The sequence below is a fragment of the Vibrio gazogenes genome, assembly GCF_002196515.1.
In the GTDB taxonomy this organism is placed as follows: domain Bacteria; phylum Pseudomonadota; class Gammaproteobacteria; order Enterobacterales; family Vibrionaceae; genus Vibrio; species Vibrio gazogenes_A.
This window is the reverse complement of record NZ_CP018835.1, coordinates 3,045,178-3,062,299: the sequence shown is the minus strand read 5'-3', so window position 1 is coordinate 3,062,299 and position 17,122 is coordinate 3,045,178. Positions and strand designations below refer to the sequence as shown.

At 47.0% G+C, this 17,122-nt stretch carries 12 protein-coding genes; 4 read left to right on the top strand and 8 right to left on the bottom strand.

What is annotated here, in order from left to right:
• Positions 1 to 47: 47 nt before the first annotated feature.
• Entirely contained in the window at positions 48 to 1,154 is a 1,107-nt protein-coding gene (locus BSQ33_RS14000; RefSeq protein ID WP_021019514.1) for a response regulator, read from the bottom strand.
• Between the two features lie 388 nt (positions 1,155 to 1,542).
• Here BSQ33_RS14000 and BSQ33_RS13995 point away from each other — a divergent pair, with 388 nt between their 5' ends.
• On the top strand, positions 1,543 to 2,421 hold the full coding sequence (locus BSQ33_RS13995; protein ID WP_088134336.1) for a LysR family transcriptional regulator: 879 nt from the start codon (positions 1,543 to 1,545) through the stop codon (positions 2,419 to 2,421).
• A 127-nt stretch (positions 2,422 to 2,548) separates the two neighbouring features.
• Here BSQ33_RS13995 and BSQ33_RS13990 read toward each other — a convergent pair whose 3' ends face one another.
• The 3 genes from BSQ33_RS13990 to fadI all read right to left on the bottom strand — a co-directional run bounded on the left by BSQ33_RS13990 (position 2,549) and on the right by fadI (position 6,684).
• Positions 2,549 to 3,097, bottom strand: coding sequence for an NAD(P)H nitroreductase (locus tag BSQ33_RS13990; protein ID WP_072962774.1), 549 nt, complete (start codon positions 3,095 to 3,097; stop codon positions 2,549 to 2,551).
• 136 nt (positions 3,098 to 3,233) lie between these two features.
• Complete coding sequence (gene fadJ / locus BSQ33_RS13985) at positions 3,234 to 5,381, bottom strand: fatty acid oxidation complex subunit alpha FadJ (protein WP_088134335.1); 2,148 nt, start codon at positions 5,379 to 5,381, stop codon at positions 3,234 to 3,236.
• Positions 5,374 to 6,684 carry an acetyl-CoA C-acyltransferase FadI gene (fadI, locus tag BSQ33_RS13980; RefSeq protein ID WP_088134334.1) on the bottom strand — a complete coding sequence of 437 codons (1,311 nt, stop codon included), beginning with the start codon at positions 6,682 to 6,684 and terminating at the stop codon, positions 5,374 to 5,376. The genes fadJ and fadI overlap by 8 nt, the downstream gene beginning before the upstream one ends.
• Before the next feature lie 836 nt (positions 6,685 to 7,520).
• On the opposite strand from fadI, the gene BSQ33_RS13975 reads away from it, so the two are divergent.
• Entirely contained in the window at positions 7,521 to 8,786 is a 1,266-nt protein-coding gene (locus BSQ33_RS13975; protein ID WP_021019509.1) for an outer membrane protein transport protein, read from the top strand.
• A 70-nt stretch (positions 8,787 to 8,856) separates the two neighbouring features.
• Here the strand turns inward: BSQ33_RS13975 and BSQ33_RS13970 are convergent, their stop codons facing one another.
• Entirely contained in the window at positions 8,857 to 9,318 is a 462-nt protein-coding gene (locus BSQ33_RS13970) for a low molecular weight protein-tyrosine-phosphatase (protein ID WP_088134333.1), read from the bottom strand.
• A gap of 216 nt (positions 9,319 to 9,534) precedes the next feature.
• On the opposite strand from BSQ33_RS13970, the gene cobO reads away from it, so the two are divergent.
• Positions 9,535 to 10,140 carry a cob(I)yrinic acid a,c-diamide adenosyltransferase gene (gene cobO, locus BSQ33_RS13965; RefSeq protein WP_088134332.1) on the top strand — a complete coding sequence of 202 codons (606 nt, stop codon included), beginning with the start codon at positions 9,535 to 9,537 and terminating at the stop codon, positions 10,138 to 10,140.
• Between the two features lie 115 nt (positions 10,141 to 10,255).
• Here the strand turns inward: cobO and BSQ33_RS13960 are convergent, their stop codons facing one another.
• The 3 genes from BSQ33_RS13960 to apbC form a co-directional block, all read right to left on the bottom strand.
• Positions 10,256 to 12,403 (bottom strand): AsmA family protein, encoded by a 2,148-nt coding sequence (locus tag BSQ33_RS13960; RefSeq protein WP_088134331.1) that lies wholly within the window; start codon positions 12,401 to 12,403, stop codon positions 10,256 to 10,258.
• Positions 12,404 to 12,733: 330 nt separating this feature from the next.
• Positions 12,734 to 13,375 (bottom strand): uridine kinase, encoded by a 642-nt coding sequence (gene udk / locus BSQ33_RS13955; protein WP_021019505.1) that lies wholly within the window; start codon positions 13,373 to 13,375, stop codon positions 12,734 to 12,736.
• A gap of 166 nt (positions 13,376 to 13,541) precedes the next feature.
• On the bottom strand, positions 13,542 to 14,612 hold the full coding sequence (apbC, locus tag BSQ33_RS13950; protein WP_088134330.1) for an iron-sulfur cluster carrier protein ApbC: 1,071 nt from the start codon (positions 14,610 to 14,612) through the stop codon (positions 13,542 to 13,544).
• 281 nt (positions 14,613 to 14,893) lie between these two features.
• Here apbC and metG point away from each other — a divergent pair, with 281 nt between their 5' ends.
• The gene (gene metG / locus BSQ33_RS13945) at positions 14,894 to 16,939 is read left to right on the top strand and encodes a methionine--tRNA ligase (protein WP_021019503.1); all 2,046 of its coding nucleotides are present in this window, start codon (positions 14,894 to 14,896) and stop codon (positions 16,937 to 16,939) included.
• Positions 16,940 to 17,122 lie beyond the last annotated feature (183 nt).

The following is a 17,122-nucleotide window of genomic DNA, read 5'->3' as shown; positions in this document are numbered from 1 at the left end:
TGCGAAAAATGCATCATGCGATGATGAGAAACAAAAGTAATGTCGTTTTATGATGCAGTTTTTTGACTGATATTCAATGAGAATGAGCTGACACCGAGACGACTGACAGAGATCTCGGAACTTTCTCGCAATGGTAAATCCTGGGTGATGAAATTTTTCCGGCAATTATCGCCAAGCGAAACACCACCAGCGATACGCTGGCTATTTTGACCGTTGCTCCAGAAGCAATCCATGCCCGCAGGCAAAATCGACAACGTTCCGTCACTGAGATTTGCAATACCAATCATGGCTGAAATTGAACAAGCGCATTCAGTACAGCTTATTCCCTTTTCCAAGATATCAGCCAGATCTTTCAAATCAGCCCCCACCGATTGCAGGCTGCGCAGGTAGTCATGAAACAGAGCCCGAATCAATAAAGTCGTTGCGATGCCATCACACGACTGAGACTCTGAATCAACAATATAGAAAGCGTATTGACCGTTCATCAGCCAAGCATAATCAAACACGAGGGGCATGGTATCAGCAGACTGGAGTAAACGATAACTACACCGCCATACGCCTTGACTGGTATCATTTTCCGGTAATAACGCATTGAGCAGTTCTTTGGCAGCACTCAAATTCTGCTGTAAATATTCCAGATGCCAATATAATTCTTGCTCTTCCGGAATCTCACTACCATCTTCGACTTGAAACCACTGGCTGGAGAAATCACGTTGATCCGAGACATGGCTATGTGTATCACTCAAGGTATTGGTAATCGCTTGTCCTAAATGAGAATAATCGCTGATCGGCTTAGAAAGAAAATCTTTAATCCCATGTTTCAATGCGCGTGCAACATCGGACATATCATCCGTCGCTGAGATGACAATCATCGGTAAACAGGGATAGGCCAGACTCACTTCTTCAACAAATTCTAACCCGTTCAAAACTGGCATCGAAATATCACAGATCACTAAGTCAGGGCGTTGAACTCTTAACTGTTTCAGCCCTTCCAAACCATCTTCAGCTTCATGAACGGTACATCCTTGTGACAAAAGGTAACCACAGGTAATCCGACGAAAAACCGGATCGTCATCCACAACAAGGATCGTTTTATTACTTAATGGTGTTTGCCCAGAAAATTTCTCTGAGTCAGGAAATTCGGGTTTAAACATACTAACTGCCTCACAAACGCAAAATGTGGAGAAAGTGAGTTTAAAAGCTTCGCTAGGTAAACACCTCATCACGAATTTTATTATTGAGAATTATAATAGCTTTTACTAAAAGTAGCCGCTTCGGGCTGTTAGTACAAACATTTCACTTTCGTTTTGCATCCTATACTATACATTAAAACACTGGTTCAAATAGTCATGCACCACAACAAATATTATTTTCAAACGCAAAAATGAGCTTCAAATTCGATGTTCCACTGCCATTCTTACGGATATACACTATGTTTGGAAAATGAGTTTTCGATAAACATGTTGATATGCCTCAAACTTTGACAATTCAGTTCCGTGTATATAGGTGAAACCCGTTAATTAACCGTTATATCAGGAAACTATGAAATTAGACGATTTAAATCTATTCCGCTTGGTAGTCGAGAATGGAAGTTACACAGCGACATCACGGAGAACCCTGATACCGGTGGCAACTATCACCCGGCGTATTCAGGCGCTTGAAGATTCGCTGAACTTAAGGCTACTTAACCGCCACGCTCGAAAATTATCGCTGACCGAAGCTGGTGAGCGTTTCTTCAAAGAGTGTTCTCCTCTTTTACAACGTTTATCCATCGCCGCTGAAGAAATCAGTGACGAATGTCGGGGAGCATCTGGCAAGATAAAAATATCAGCGCCCTCCAACCTGACGAAACGCATGATGATGCCGATGTTTACGGCTTTCATGCAAAACTTTCCAGAGATCAACCTTGAGCTCACCACCAGCAATCATGCTGACCAGCTCGACCCCACCGAGTGGGATGTCATTTTTCGAGTCGGACCTCAACGTGATTCTTCGCTCATTGCCCGCAAAATTAATGAAGTCAAAGACATTCTGGTCGCGAGTCCGACTTATCTGGCGAAGCACCCGGCACCACATCACGCAGAAGAACTCATCCATCACTCTCTGCTGAAAGGGAATCCGCTGCTAAAGTGGCAACTCACGAATACCAAGGGAGAACACGTGACGAACAATGAGCGGGGACGGTTTCAGGCCAATACACTGGATGTCATCCGAATGGCCTGTTCTGAAGGGTTAGGCATTACGCTCATGCCAGACGTCATGATCAAAGAATATCTGGAAACCGGTGAATTGATTCAGATTCTGGAAGACTGGAGCGCTAACTCCCGGGACATCTATATGCTCTACAATCACAAAGACCATCTGCCAGAGAAAGTCAGGCTCTTTATTGATTTCATCATGTCATACCATATGGATCCATAACGCCATCTGGTCGGTTCAAAAATCAGTGAATCACCCCGACACAAACTCATCAGGATGATTCACACTCGTTAATCTATTTTGTTAAACATGAATACTTAGCGTTAAGGCATTGATAGCTAGACTTGTCTTATAAGTATTCAACAAAACGGGATAAATTTCGGTCAGGCACTTTCATCGGTTCAAGCAACGGTGTGCCTAAATAGAGAAAACCGACAATCTCATCATCACCTGCCAAACCAAAAGCCTGATGGACTAACGGATGGAACATCCATTTACCGGAACGCCACACCCCTTGAAACCCCTGCGCCTGCGCTGCCATTTGCATCGCCTGTACGGCACATCCGGCCGACAAATGTTGCTCTAATGCCGGGACTTTTTCATGCGGTGTGACTTTCGCGATCACAGTAATCACCATTGGTGCTCGGAAAGGTGCATTTTTGACTTTTTCAAGCTGCGCCTCATCACCCTGATCAGCAATCACCGCTTGCACTAAAATATCCGACAATTTTTTTAATCCGTGCTCTTGGGCAATCACAAAACGCCAAGGCGTTAACCCGCCATGATCGGGGGCCCGAAGCCCGGCCCGGATAATATTTTCCAAGACATTCCCTTCTGGCGCCGGTGCGCCTAATTTCGCAACGGAACGGCGATTTAGCAGTAACTCTAATGCATCCATGTTTCGTCCTTATGGCCAACAGTTTACAATCCGAGTTAGCATACACTAGCTTTATCGCCACTCCAATGGTTCTCCGGGAAGCCGCAGCAGCACTCGCATATTCGTCCGACTCCGGCATGGGCTATCAACCGCCCTGTCATTTGGTCTGCGGATTTTCGGCTGAATAAAACAGTTGCTGATGCTCCAGACGCGCCATTAACGCAGGACATGGCTGACAAAGATCACCAGATAACGTCTGCATTTGCTCGACAATCTGCTTTAGCCCGATCTGATCCATATAACGGAAAGGTCCCCCTAAAAATGGTGGGAAACCAATCCCGAAGATGGCACCGATATCCCCGTCACGAGCATTGCGAATCACCGATTGGTCAAGACACATAACGGCTTCATTTAAGAGCGGTAGCACACAGCGCAATGCAATATCGTGCTGACTGAGTGAAACTTGTTCGCGAATTTTTAGCTGACGGTAAATCGAACGATCCGGCTGTTTCTTCTTACCCTTATACCGATAAAATCCTAATCCGGATTTCCGTCCTTTTCTTCCATCACTAATTAGCTGTGCCAATGCTGGCGGAGTGAGGAAGCGCTCACCCAGCTCTTGAACGAGAATTGGTGAGATCTTAAAAGCCACATCAAACCCGACTTCATCAAGTAACGTCATCGGACCAACCGGAAAACCGAAATCAACCAACGCCTGATCAATTTTTTCAATCGGCTCACCATCAATCAAGCACTGTACCGCCCCATTAATATAGAGGGCGAGAATACGATTGACATAAAATCCGGCTCGGTCCTGAACCACGATCGGTGTTTTCCCTTGTTGATAAGCTAACCGAACAACCGTTGCAATCGTTTCGGGAGCGGTGCTTTGGTGAGGAATCACTTCAACCAACGGCATTTTCTCTACCGGGCTAAAATAGTGTAAACCGACGATATTCTCTGGCCGGGCTGCATGAGCCGCAATGTCATGAATCGGCAAAGAAGAGGTATTTGACGCAAAAATGGTGTCCTCTCGGGTATGTGATTCGACCGATGCCACCATTTCTTGTTTCAGTTTTAAATCTTCAAAGACGGCTTCAATCACAACATCAGTTTCGCCAAAGCCGGAAAAATCAACCCCGCCAGAAACCGTCGCCATAGCAGCCCGCACATCAGCTTCAGAGAGATATTTGCGCTGACATTTCTTATTCAAACGTTGATAGATATACTGAAATGCATGAAGCACGCCCTGATGGCTGACATCTTTGATTCTGAGTCTCTTTTTCGCCTTATCGACCGTCACATAACCAATACCGGCCCCCATCAGTCCACCACCTAAAATCGAGACATGCTGGGCCTCTTTCACCCGCTCATCCGCTTTCATTTCTCGTTTGAGCGCAGATGTGGCAAGGAAAATAGACCGTAATGCCTGAGATTCGCTGGTCATCGCCAAACGACCAAATGTTTGAGACTCTTTACTCAGTCCGACACTCATACCTTCATCCAAACCTTGTTGGATGACATCTAAAATGGCATCAATCGCAGGATAATGATGCTTCGCCTTCGCCTGTGCTTTCTTGCGAGCCTGTTCGATCACCCAATGGCGAACGGTTTTCAACGCCAGCACACCGTTCGTCAAGCGCTTTTTCCAGCTTGAACGGATCTGAAAGTCCGTCGGTTTCTCGATGATCATCCGCGCAGCGTTCAATAACCCATCTTGCGCAACACAAGCGTTGACCAGACCCAGTTTCAACGCTTTTTTACTCCGAACTTTTTTGCCTGTCAGAACCAGATCGAGTGCGGGCAGTAATCCGATCAGACGCGGGAGTCGTTGTGTACCACCTGAGCCGGGTAGCAAACCCAACTGAACTTCAGGCAAACCCAAAGCCGTGGTTGGGTCATCACTGCATACACGATAGTCACATGCTAATGCCAGCTCAAGCCCGCCTCCCAGACATACGCCATGAATCGCAGCGACAACCGGAAACGGCAACGCTTCAATTTTGCGGAAAATATCCTGCCCCATCTTTGCCAGACTCGCAGCATCTTCGGCCGATTGGCACTGCTCGAACATGGTGATATCTGCACCGACAATAAAATTGTCCGGTTTGCGGGAATAAATCACTAAACCTTTAACGTGCTGCTCCGCTTGCGACAGTTCCGTCAGAATGGCATCAATCTCATCGCTAAATGATGCTTTTAGTGTATTCATGCTTTCCTCTGGCACATCCAGCGCCAGCCAAGCGAGATCATCTTCAATCGTCAGATGAAAACTTTTCTGCTCAGAATGATGCAATTCAGCCATGATCAACCTCCAGTACCAATGCAGAACCCAAACCACCGGCAGCACACGCTGTCACCAAACCAAAACCGCCATTTCTGCGATTCAGCTCATGCAGTAGCTGTGTGACCAGTCTGGCACCGGTTGCTGCGAACGGATGACCATACGCAATCGATCCTCCCGAAACATTGAATCGTGTCATATCCACTTCTCCGATAGGGTGACTGCGTCCGATTTGCTTGGCAAAATCCGGGCTGGCAAACATTTTCAGATTCGCCAGTACCTGAGATGCAAACGCTTCGTGCATTTCGATCAACGAAATATCCGCTAATGTTAGCCCTGCTCTTTCTAAAGCAAGCGGTGTTGCATGTGCCGGCCCCATCAACATGTCCCGTTTAACAGGGATGGCTTGATAAGCATAGGATCGGAGATAACCTAAGATTGGCAATCCTAATTCTTTCGCGCGCTGCTCACGCATAATTAACATTGCTGCAGCACCGTCGGTTAAGGGCGTACTGTTGGCAGCGGTGACAGTCCCGAAGCGACGATCAAACGCAGGCCGTAATTTGTGGTACGCGTCTCGGGCGGTTTCTGCCCGTAAGTTATTATCCTGATCCAGCACTGCCTGATAAGGCTTCGGATAGGCTGTCATCACTTCAGCGCTCAACTTACCCGATGCCCACGCGGCAGCGGCTTTCTGATGAGACAGAAAAGCCAATTCATCCTGATCCTCGCGACTGATTTGATAAGTCTTTGCCATTTGTTCAGCCGTGTCACCCATCGACAAACCGGTAGAATACTCGGCGATAGCGGGAGGAACCGGTAATAAATCGCGAAATGTCATCCGTTTAAATGCCTGAATCTTTTTCGTCAGCGTTTTCGCTTTCGAGCTGGCTAATAATGCCGACGCCAATGTTTTCGATACGCCGATTGGCAGGACAGATGAAGAATCAGCACCACCGACAATTGCAATCTCCGTATGACCACAAAGAATACTCTCTGATGCTGCGGTCAATGCCTGTAAGCTTGTCGCGCAGGCTCGTGTCACACTGTAAGCATCGGTATGAACATCCAAACCGGCATTCAACACAATCTCCCGGGCAATATTAGGGGCTTCCGGCATTTGGATCACCTGCCCAAAAACAACCTGATCAATCAATCGTTTATCAATACCGGTGCGTTGTAGTAATTCATTCACCACCATCGTGCCTAACTCAATCGCGGTGACCTGACGGAACGCTGTCCACTGACGGGCAAAAGGAGTACGGATACCGCTGACAATCGCGACCCTTTCTCCTGCGTGTGTCCGGCATAGTTTTGTCGCCATATGATGTCCTTATAGAGTAGAGGTCTGACCTGTTGCAATTGTAGCTAAGTTGTTAACAGATGCCAAACAACCACTTCATTTTCTTTTGTAAAATTTTCTTTTGTAAAAAGAGTGACTAAGCACATTTTGAATATCGGTGCTCTCTGGCGGGAGGTGCTCGGGTGAACAGGCCATGGGGTGAAAGTCATGCCCTCTCACAAAAGCAGCGAACCCCATATGAAAATCGAAGCAAAAAAAAACCACACAAAACTGTGTGGTTGGAATGTATAAAGCAATTAACTTACGCCAATTGAAAAATCAGTTTCCTGATTAGGAGAAAGTAAAGTCAGCCTTCAAAAGGAAGTGTCATCTTGCTCAACATGTTAACCTGACGGCTAACCAGATGACATGAGCTACTATAATGACTTTCTGTGAATAATTTTTGAAATAGATCAATTTTGTTTTGATTTACAGAAAATAGCCTTGATTCTTTCAGAAGCACGCAGAAACCCCAAAAAATGTATGGAAAATTACTACATATGAGAATCGCTCAATGGCCCTGTATGACATATCCATCAGTATAACCTTATCATTCCACACTAAAATTATGACAAATTGATGATTTAATCACCTAACCCCGATAGAGCATATACTCTAAAAAGTAACTTTTTCACCCCAATTCATGCCATATAGCTACCAGATCGGTAATTTTATACCATGAATTTAAACTGGTCGGATTTCTATGCCCTACACTAGTCACTAGTATCAGCCGCCAACTAAGTAAATACTCTAATAATACTGGGGTTATTTACTGGATAAGGTCCATTTAGAGACCGTTAAAAAAGGAAATTTATCTTATGAACAATACGCGCCTGTTTCAGAAAACCCTGATCGCAGTGGCAGTGTCAGTGACCGCCCAGCAGTCCTTTGCCGCAGGTTTTCAACTCAATGCACAATCAGCGACCGGACTCGGCCGTGCTTTCGCTGGTGATGCCGTCATCGCAGACAATGCCTCTGTGATTGCGAAAAACCCGGCCGCCATGGCTCTGTTTGATGATGTTTCCCTGTCACTTGGGTTTGAAAGCATCACCACGCTGATCGATGTGGACGATGCAACTTACACTAATTACCGCAATAGCTCTCAACAAACCAATGCTGACTACTCTGATGCGGGGGGCACATCGTTTGCACCGAACATCTATCTCGTCGTCCCAGTCAATGAAAAATTTGCCTGGGGGCTCAATGCCTATTCTAACTTCGGGACCAAAACTGAATTTGATAGTAATTATGCCGGCTATGAATTCGGTGGTAAGACCGACGTAAAAAGTTTTAACTTCGGGGTGGTCGGTTCTTATCGAATCAATGAACAATGGAGTCTTGGTGCCGGTTTGGATCTGATCTACGGACAAGGTAAGTTCAAACGCCCACTCAGTCCGCAGGCACAGGCTGTGGCACAAGCACTCAACTTGAGCTCAGGTGTCGGCACTGACCTTGATGCGGACGGCTGGGCTGTCGGCTACAATCTGGGTGCCGTATACGAATATAATGAGAACAACCGTTTCGGTGTCGATTATCACTACAGTCCGGACCTCAAAGCGGATGGCGATGTTGAATCTGTAAAGTACTCCCAAGCCAGTGGCAGTGTCTCTGATACGGTCGTGATGCCGCTGCCTGATTTTGCCGAATTCTCCGGTTATCATCGTCTGAATGACGATTACGCAGTTCACTATAGTATTCAGTGGATCAAGTGGTCTGAATTCGATGTCCTCGCAGCCGAGACCAGTGGCACGATTAATAATTATCAGTGGAAAGATGGCTGGCATTATTCACTGGGTGGCACCTACTTCCTGAACCAAACCTGGACGCTACGTGCCGGTTATATGTACGATACTAGTGCCCAAGACGATGTCCGCTCAATCTCTGTACCCGACTCAGATCGCCAGTGGTTTTCTGCCGGTTTCACTTATCACTTGGATGAAAAATCGAATGTCGATTTTGGCTTCACTTACTTAATCGGTGAAGATGTGTCCGTCACTGAAGATAATAAAATTTTTGGCAAGATCACCGGCACTACACATGCTGACGCAGTTCTGCTGGGACTACAATACAGCCGCAGCTTCTAAGACCTGACATTGTCCGCTGTATAAACACAAAAATCCGCCGCTCTGGCGGATTTTTTTATCCGGTGACGGATTATAACTTTCTTAACACCGCTTCTGCTGACTCTTCCAACAAATCTAACACTCGTTCAAATCCGGCATCACCGCCATAATAAGGGTCTGGTATTTCATCTTCCGTTGACTGACCGTGACTGAGAAACAGCGATAACTTATGTTGATGCTCTGCGGGGCATCTGGCCTGTAAATCAGCGAGGTTATCCCGATCCGCGGCAAGAATCATATCAAACCGTGCGAAGTCATCGCTTGTCACTTGTCTGGCACTCATCCCAGCAAAACTGTAGCCGCGTTGTTCTCCGGCTATTTGCGCCCGTCTATCCGGTGAGTTTCCCTGATGATAAGCAATGGTTCCGGCAGAATCGACGTCAACCGCGATGCCCATTTGCGCAGCTTTCGCTTTGAGCACGGCTTCTCCTGTCGGAGAACGACAAATGTTGCCCATACAGACCACCAGAATTGATTGTTTATGTTGACGCATGGATGACCCTTGTGATGATTGCTTGTGATTGAATCGTACTTGAGTTACATGCTGGTATCAAATTCGCAGTTTTTGAACGAACAATGTTCAAGCCAATGACCAAGTTTGCCGGTGGCCCAGTCTGTGAGGACTGACCATACTGAAGCTATGGTTTTTGCAGTCGCAGCATTACGCTATGATACCGCTATTGCGCCCATGAAATAGGAATCTGACACCATGTCAAATGAAGATAACCAATCTGATCGTTATCAGGCACGCCAGCAACGAATCAAAGAAAAAGTTGATGCGAAAATTGCATCAGCAACTGAAGAACGCGGAATTGTGATCGTGATTACCGGTAATGGAAAAGGCAAGTCAACATCCGGTTTTGGTACGGTTGCCAGAGCCGTCGGACATGGTCTGAATTGCGGTGTAGCGCAGTTTATAAAAGGCACATGGGATAACGGAGAACGCAACCTACTGGAAAAGTTGGGCGTCACATTTCATGTCATGTCAACCGGGTTCACTTGGGAAACGCAGAATAAAGATACGGATACCGCTGCCGCACAGGCTGTGTGGGAACAATGCCAGCAGATGTTGCAAGATGAAACGCTTAACGTGGTCTTGTTAGATGAACTGACATATATGGTCAGTTATGGCTATGTGGCACTGGAAGAGGTTCTCACTGCCCTGCAACAACGACCTCCGATGCAAACAGTCATCATTACCGGTCGTGGTGCACATCGAGAACTGCTTGATCTGGCAGATACTGTTTCAGAAGTTAAAAATGTCAAACACGCTTTTCAAGCCGGTGTAAAAGCGCAGCAAGGGATCGACTGGTAACAGTGACTCGATACAAATAACGCAACAGGGACAGGCTTTCGCCTGTCCCTGTTTTTTAACGCAGCTTCATCGTCGCTTTATTGGCATCACAGATTTACGCTTGCGCGCGAATACATTATAAAAGTCCCTTAAGCAGCTTGTTCAGCGCTTTTTTGGTACGCTCATCTTTGATTTTGCCATCCAGCTTTTCCAAACCCCTATCAAGTTCTTTTTCCACTTTCTGTTTCACAACATCATCGAAAACCAACTTATATTTAGGTTGTGTCCAGCTTCCCTTGACCTGAATCGGAATAGTGACATCTTTCAGCTCATTGATATCTTTTCCGCCTTGGCCTTTCAGGGTCCCGACAATCGATGCACGGACAACCACATCCATTGTTTGCGCCACATAATTCACGTCACCTTGAGTATGTACACGCAATAGCGGAGACTGTAACGCGCTTTCTTTGATGGTGGCAACACCTCGGCTTAAGTGAAGTGTCGCACTGGCGGCACTAAAGTCTGTTTTCTGCACACCTTCGGTGTCATCCAGCGGTTTGCCTTTCAATTTGGCGTAGCCCTGACGAATGATCTGAGCGACATTGATACCGTTGACTGCACCATCCTGCAATTGAACTTTCACTGTCCCGGCAATGTTCTCTTTAAGGCGTTTTTCACTTAAACCCCGGCCGCGCAGATCAAGTACAACTGAGCCTTTACCTTCAAGACGGTCATTGTCAGCCACTGCTTTTAACACCGGTTGAATCTGAATCCCTTGCAAGGACTGCTGGATCTGATAAGTCGCAGGTGCAACGCTGGCATTGAGAACCCCATTCCCTTGTAAATGGCCTTGATATAGGTCGGCCTGCAACTCAGAAAGTGTCAGCACGCCATGCCGCAGATTCACTTTGATCCCCAAGTTATTTAACGTCAGTTTCTGCGCTGTAAGCCCGGCAATATTTAGCGTCCCGTCGAGATCAAATGCTTTGAGCGCCGTCAGGTCCGGTTCTTGAGTTGACGCGGTTTGTGGCGCTTGTGTCGTCGAATTCACAGCAGCCACCGAGGCTTGAGCAGATGACGCATCTTGTGTGGCAGCCCCAGTGTCCGTTGCTGGTGGTAAAAACGGGCTGAGATCAATCTGATCGCCCTGAAGCCGGAAATGAATCGCAGGCTTATTCCCCAGATGAAGCGACGTGTTACCTTGTAATTTCACATCCGCCACTTGGAGTTTTAAATCGCGCATATCCAACTGGCTTTCAGGCAGATTCATCCGAAGATTTCCCTGCACTGCAATCGGTAACGGACTCACAGGGAGTTGTGCGCCTGTGAGCTTTAATTGTGTATCCAACCCATTGACCCGAACATGCTGATATTTTGCATCCAGATTCAATGTGCCTTTCCCGGTAAAATTGATGTCATTATCGGCAAGTTTACCTGCAACAGACATCTCAAACGGTGCATCCTGACCGACTTCGAACATCGGTAAAGACAACGTCAGAGTACGCACATCGTTCGTTTTATCCTGATAACTGCCCTTCACCGAGATCTGGCGTAGCGCATAGTGGCGATAATCAGCGGATAAACGAAACTCCCCCTCTCCCGCGACCGAGAATTGTTGCACGGCCCGTTTCCCCTGAACAGACCAGGAAAACGTCGTCCACTGGTTTGGGGCAAAAGCACTCACCGTCAGATTCACATCCTGAAGCGAGAGTTGATTTTCTGGCTGAGCCTCATTGAGTACCGCGATACGAGCTTCGCGGATATCGACGCCAGCCACGCGAACCTGCCATGACTGCGCCTTTTCAGTCGACTCAGTTGAATCCGTTGATGTCTGCTGCTCTGGTGTGGCAGCATCAGTTGGCTTCGCCGTGTCCGTTTGCTGTGCTTGCTGCTGATGAAGCAGACGATCTAAATTGGTGGTGCCGTCCCGCAAGGTTTCGATCTGAATATCAGCACCGTCCAGATTGATACTGCCGATGTCCAACTCTTTATCCAGAAGTGGCATCACAGCCACATCAATAGACAGGTGTGATACGTGCAGTAAATTTTGTCGCTGGAAACCTGTTGGATTTTTCAGTGATACATCATCAACCTGAAAACCAATCGCAGGAAAAAACTGCCAGTGGATATCACCGCCAATCACAACATCCATTCCCGTTGCTTTCTTCGTTTGCTCGACAATCAGCGGCTTGAACTGATTCGGGTCAACGACGGTGACTAATGTGACGATGCCAGCGGCAATCACAGCGCAAATTATCACAACCGCAAGGAGTAATTTTTTCATTGGCAATTTTCCTGATCACTTATTTTCCGGATCTCTTAGAGGGAACTAAGACCGTTGAACGATAAGAATGTTTCTTAAGATAGGTATTTTATAATCAAATGACAACCATATGCACTTTGTCCTTCCCTGTTCAAGGTCAGACTCATGTCAAAAATACGCTTAATGACGTGTCAGCGCTCACCGTCAGTTCCGTGATTCACAGTCAGTTCCATTATTCACAGTCAGGGGCAAATCATATCGCAGGAAAAGTCATCGGGTGGCGGGAATAAAAAATGGCACGCTATCAGGTGCCATTTCTACGATGAACAGAAAGTCAGTTCAATGCCCGGTTCAGGACTTGAGCAACTTAGCAATATGGGCTTTCAACACATCGATGGCAATCCGGTTTTTCCCACCACGCGGAACAATGATATCTGCATACTGCTTAGACGGTTCAATAAACTGTAAAAACATCGGTCTGACCGTTTCCTGATACTGCTTCAACACCGAATCAAGTGTTCGTCCCCGCTCTTCAACATCACGTTTCACGCGACGCAGCAGACAAATATCTAAAGGGGTATCCATAAAAATAGTCGCGTGCATTAATTCTCTCAGACGCGGCTCAGTCAACAACAGAATGCCTTCCAGAATGATGACCTTTTTCGGATTCATACACTGCGTATTGTCTGTGCGGGTATGTTCGGTATAACTATATTCGGGGACATCAACCGACTCTCCCTGAACCAATTGCTGTAAATGTTCACATAATAAATCATGGTCCAGCGCACTCGGATGGTCATAATTGGTTTTGACCCGTTGCTCCATGCTCAGATGACTTTGATCCTTATAGTAGCGATCTTCGGTAATCACACCGATTTGGTGGTCGCCGACTTTGGCTCGCAATTCACGGTAGATGGTACTCGCGATAAGACTTTTCCCTGAGGCAGAAGCGCCAGCAATCCCTATAATGACGCATTGATTGTGATCAGACATGATTGTTCACTCGATACATTTGACAAAGAAACCAGATAAGCCGGCGTGATTATAGAGACAAGCGCCACCGGATGCCAGATTGACACGGTTAAAAAGACATAATTTATCTTTTCTTTCATCAAAGTAGCATTCAACACAGACAATCCCTGTCCGATCAATACAAAACTTATTTCAGATGAGTGAAGGGGATCGCATCCGGAATCACCTGACCATGCCAATACAAATGGCTGGCAATCCGCTCAGCCATCGCCAGATAAAGCTGAGAATGCTCGCTTTCAGGTCGTGCGACAACGGTCGGGCAACCTGTATCAATATCTTCTCGAACCTGCCGGTGTAATGGGATTTTCGCCAGGAGACTCAAGCCATATTCCTGCGCCATTTTCTCCGCCCCGCCTGTTCCGAAGAGGTCTTCACGGTGACCACACTGACTACAGATGTGATAACTCATATTCTCCACCAACCCGACGACAGGGACATTGACCTTTTCAAACATCGCCACACCTTTGCGGGCATCCGCGAGTGCCAAATCTTGCGGTGTGGTGACCACCACCGCGCCAGTCAACGGCATCTGCTGTGATAAGGTAAGTTGGATGTCTCCGGTGCCCGGTGGCATATCCACCACCAAGTAGTCTAACGACGGCCATTCGGTCTCATTGAGCAGTTGCTGAAACGCTTTGGAGGCCATCGGGCCTCGCCATACGGCAGCATCATCCTGACTCATCAGATAACCAATTGAATGTGAATACAAGCCGTGTGACAGAACCGGTTGCATCCAACGTTCATCACGAACCGCCAGTTCTGCATGGACCGTTCCTAACATCATTGGCACGGATGGCCCATAGATATCGGCATCCAAGATGCCGACACGGGCATGAGAGGCAGCCAGCCCCAAGGCCAGATTGACCGCGGTTGTGGATTTTCCGACACCGCCTTTTCCAGAAGTGACTGCAATAATATTTTTGACCCCTTTGACAGGAGACGCGACTTGGGTCTGTAAGGTTTTCGGCACGATGTGAACACAAATGTCACCGGCAACCGGTCGATCGGTTTGCGCAGCAAGCCATTGACGTAGCTCGTCCGCCAGTGTATTCGCAGCAAAAGGGAGTTCAATGTGATAGCGGTCATCTTCATGGGTGTAAACCAGACCCGGTTGGGATGCCCAATCGGAACGCAAACAAGGGTGAGAAAATTGATTCAACCAGATACAGAGTTGTTGGGGAGGTGTAAGCTGCCGCATAGATTACCTTCTTGACCGGATACGATTTCAATCGACACACTGACCTGTGACGACACGTTCATCAGGCAGCGCCAAAAGCCTATGCTAACACCACAGTAAACCAGACAGAACCCCTGCAAGAGAAAGGAATAACGCCTTGGCGTTATTCCTGTCATCAGGTAGTATTAGCAGTCACAAATTTTTGATACATCACTCCGACAACCTCAGAATCACATATCAAGCTTTCATACGACTATATTTTGAGGCCATCCGAGTATAACAGACAGAGCGAAAGATAAGTTATGGCAACTGAACCAAGAAAAATTCTGGTAACTTGTGCCCTGCCGTATGCCAACGGTTCTATCCACTTGGGTCATATGCTGGAGCATATTCAAGCGGATATCTGGGTACGCTACCAACGCCTACGCGGCAATGTCATTCACTTTATCTGTGCAGATGATGCACACGGTACCCCGATTATGCTGAAAGCACAGCAGATGGGGATCACGCCAGAAGAAATGATTGCTTCGGTCAGTCAAGAACACCAGAAAGATTTTGCCGGTTTTGATATTAGCTTTGATAACTATCACAGCACTCACAGTGAAGAAAACCGTGCGCTTTCTTCGCTGATTTATCAACAACTCAAGACCAACGGCTTTATTTCCAGCCGGACGATTTCCCAACTGTACGATCCTGAAAAAGAAATGTTTTTGCCTGATCGTTTTGTCAAAGGCACCTGCCCTAAATGTCACTCAGAAGATCAATATGGCGATAACTGTGATGCCTGTGGCGAAACCTACAGCCCAACAGACTTGATCAATCCAAAGTCTGCCGTGTCCGGTGCGACACCGGTCATGAAAGATTCTGAGCATTTCTTCTTTGATTTACCCCAATTTGCAGACATGCTGAAAGCGTGGACACGGTCTGGTTCTTTACAAACAGAAATGGCCAATAAAATGCAGGAGTGGTTTGAATCCGGTCTGCAACAGTGGGACATCTCACGCGATGCACCTTATTTCGGTTTTGAGATCCCGGGCGAAAGCGGCAAATATTTTTATGTCTGGCTCGATGCACCGATCGGCTACATGGGGTCGTTTAAGAATTTATGTGATCGACGCGATGATCTGGATTTCGACGAATACTGGCACAAAAACAGTCAGGCCGAACTTTACCACTTCATCGGTAAAGACATTGTCTACTTCCACAGCCTATTCTGGCCAGCCATGCTGGAAGGGTCTGGTTTTCGTAAACCGAATAACGTATTCGTTCACGGCTATGTCACGGTGAACGGCGCGAAGATGTCGAAGTCCAAAGGGACATTCATCAAAGCGAGTACCTATTTAGACCATCTTGACCCAGAGTGCTTGCGTTACTATTACGCAGCTAAACTCAATAACCGCATTGATGACCTCGATTTGAATCTGGAAGATTTCACCCAACGGGTGAACTCGGATATCGTCAATAAAATCGTCAATCTGGCATCACGCAATGCAGGTTTTATCAACAAACGTTTTGCAGGACAACTGGCAGCGACTTGTGTCGAACCAGAACTGTATCAGACATTTATTGATGCTGCTGAACATATCGGTGAACTGTATGAAAACCGAGAGTTTGGCCGGGCGATCCGCGAGATCACCGCCTTGGCGGATAAAGCCAACCAATATGTTGATGAAAAAGCACCATGGGTGATTGCCAAACAGGAAGGAAAAGAGCAGGAGCTACAAGCGATCTGTTCCATGGGTCTGAACCTGTTCCGCGTCCTGATGACTTACCTCAAACCCGTGATGCCAGCGCTGGCAGCCCGTAGTGAAGCATTCCTCAATCAAGAACTGAGCTGGGATGCCATCCAACAACCTTTGGTTGATCATGAGATTGCAGCGTTTAAAGCCCTCTTCAGTCGCATCGATCCAAAACAGATTGAAGCGATGGTCGAGGCTTCCAAAGAAGCGGTTGAGGCCGAGAGAGCCATCATTCAGGCATCCGCTCAGGAAGAGACGGAACTCAGTAAAGACCCAGTTGCACCCGAGATTGAATTTGATGATTTCGCCAAAGTGGATCTTCGTATTGCGAAAATCTTATCTTGTGAAGCGGTTCCTAAAGCGGATAAGTTACTCAAGTTCCAGCTGGACATCGGTGGTGAGGTTCGTCAGGTCTTTTCCGGAATCAAAGCTGCTTATCAGCCTGAAGAGCTCGTGGGTAAATATACTGTGATGGTTGCCAACCTGAAGCCTCGGAAAATGAAGTTTGGCTTATCTGAAGGCATGATTCTCGCAGCCGGTCCGGGTGGAAAAGAGCTCTGGATACTCGAACCACATGAAGGTGCCCGTCCGGGTATGCGCGTCATGTAAAATTAGCATCAATATCAATACTTTAAAGGCCTTATCGGTTTCCGATAAGGCCTTTTTTATCAATGCGCATCCACACACGTAAACCGTTTCTCCCCAAGATTACCATTTACGCACAATAACGGTGCATAATAATTGTAAATGAAAGGTTAAGAACATGATTTTTAAAATAAAAAAATCTGGCAC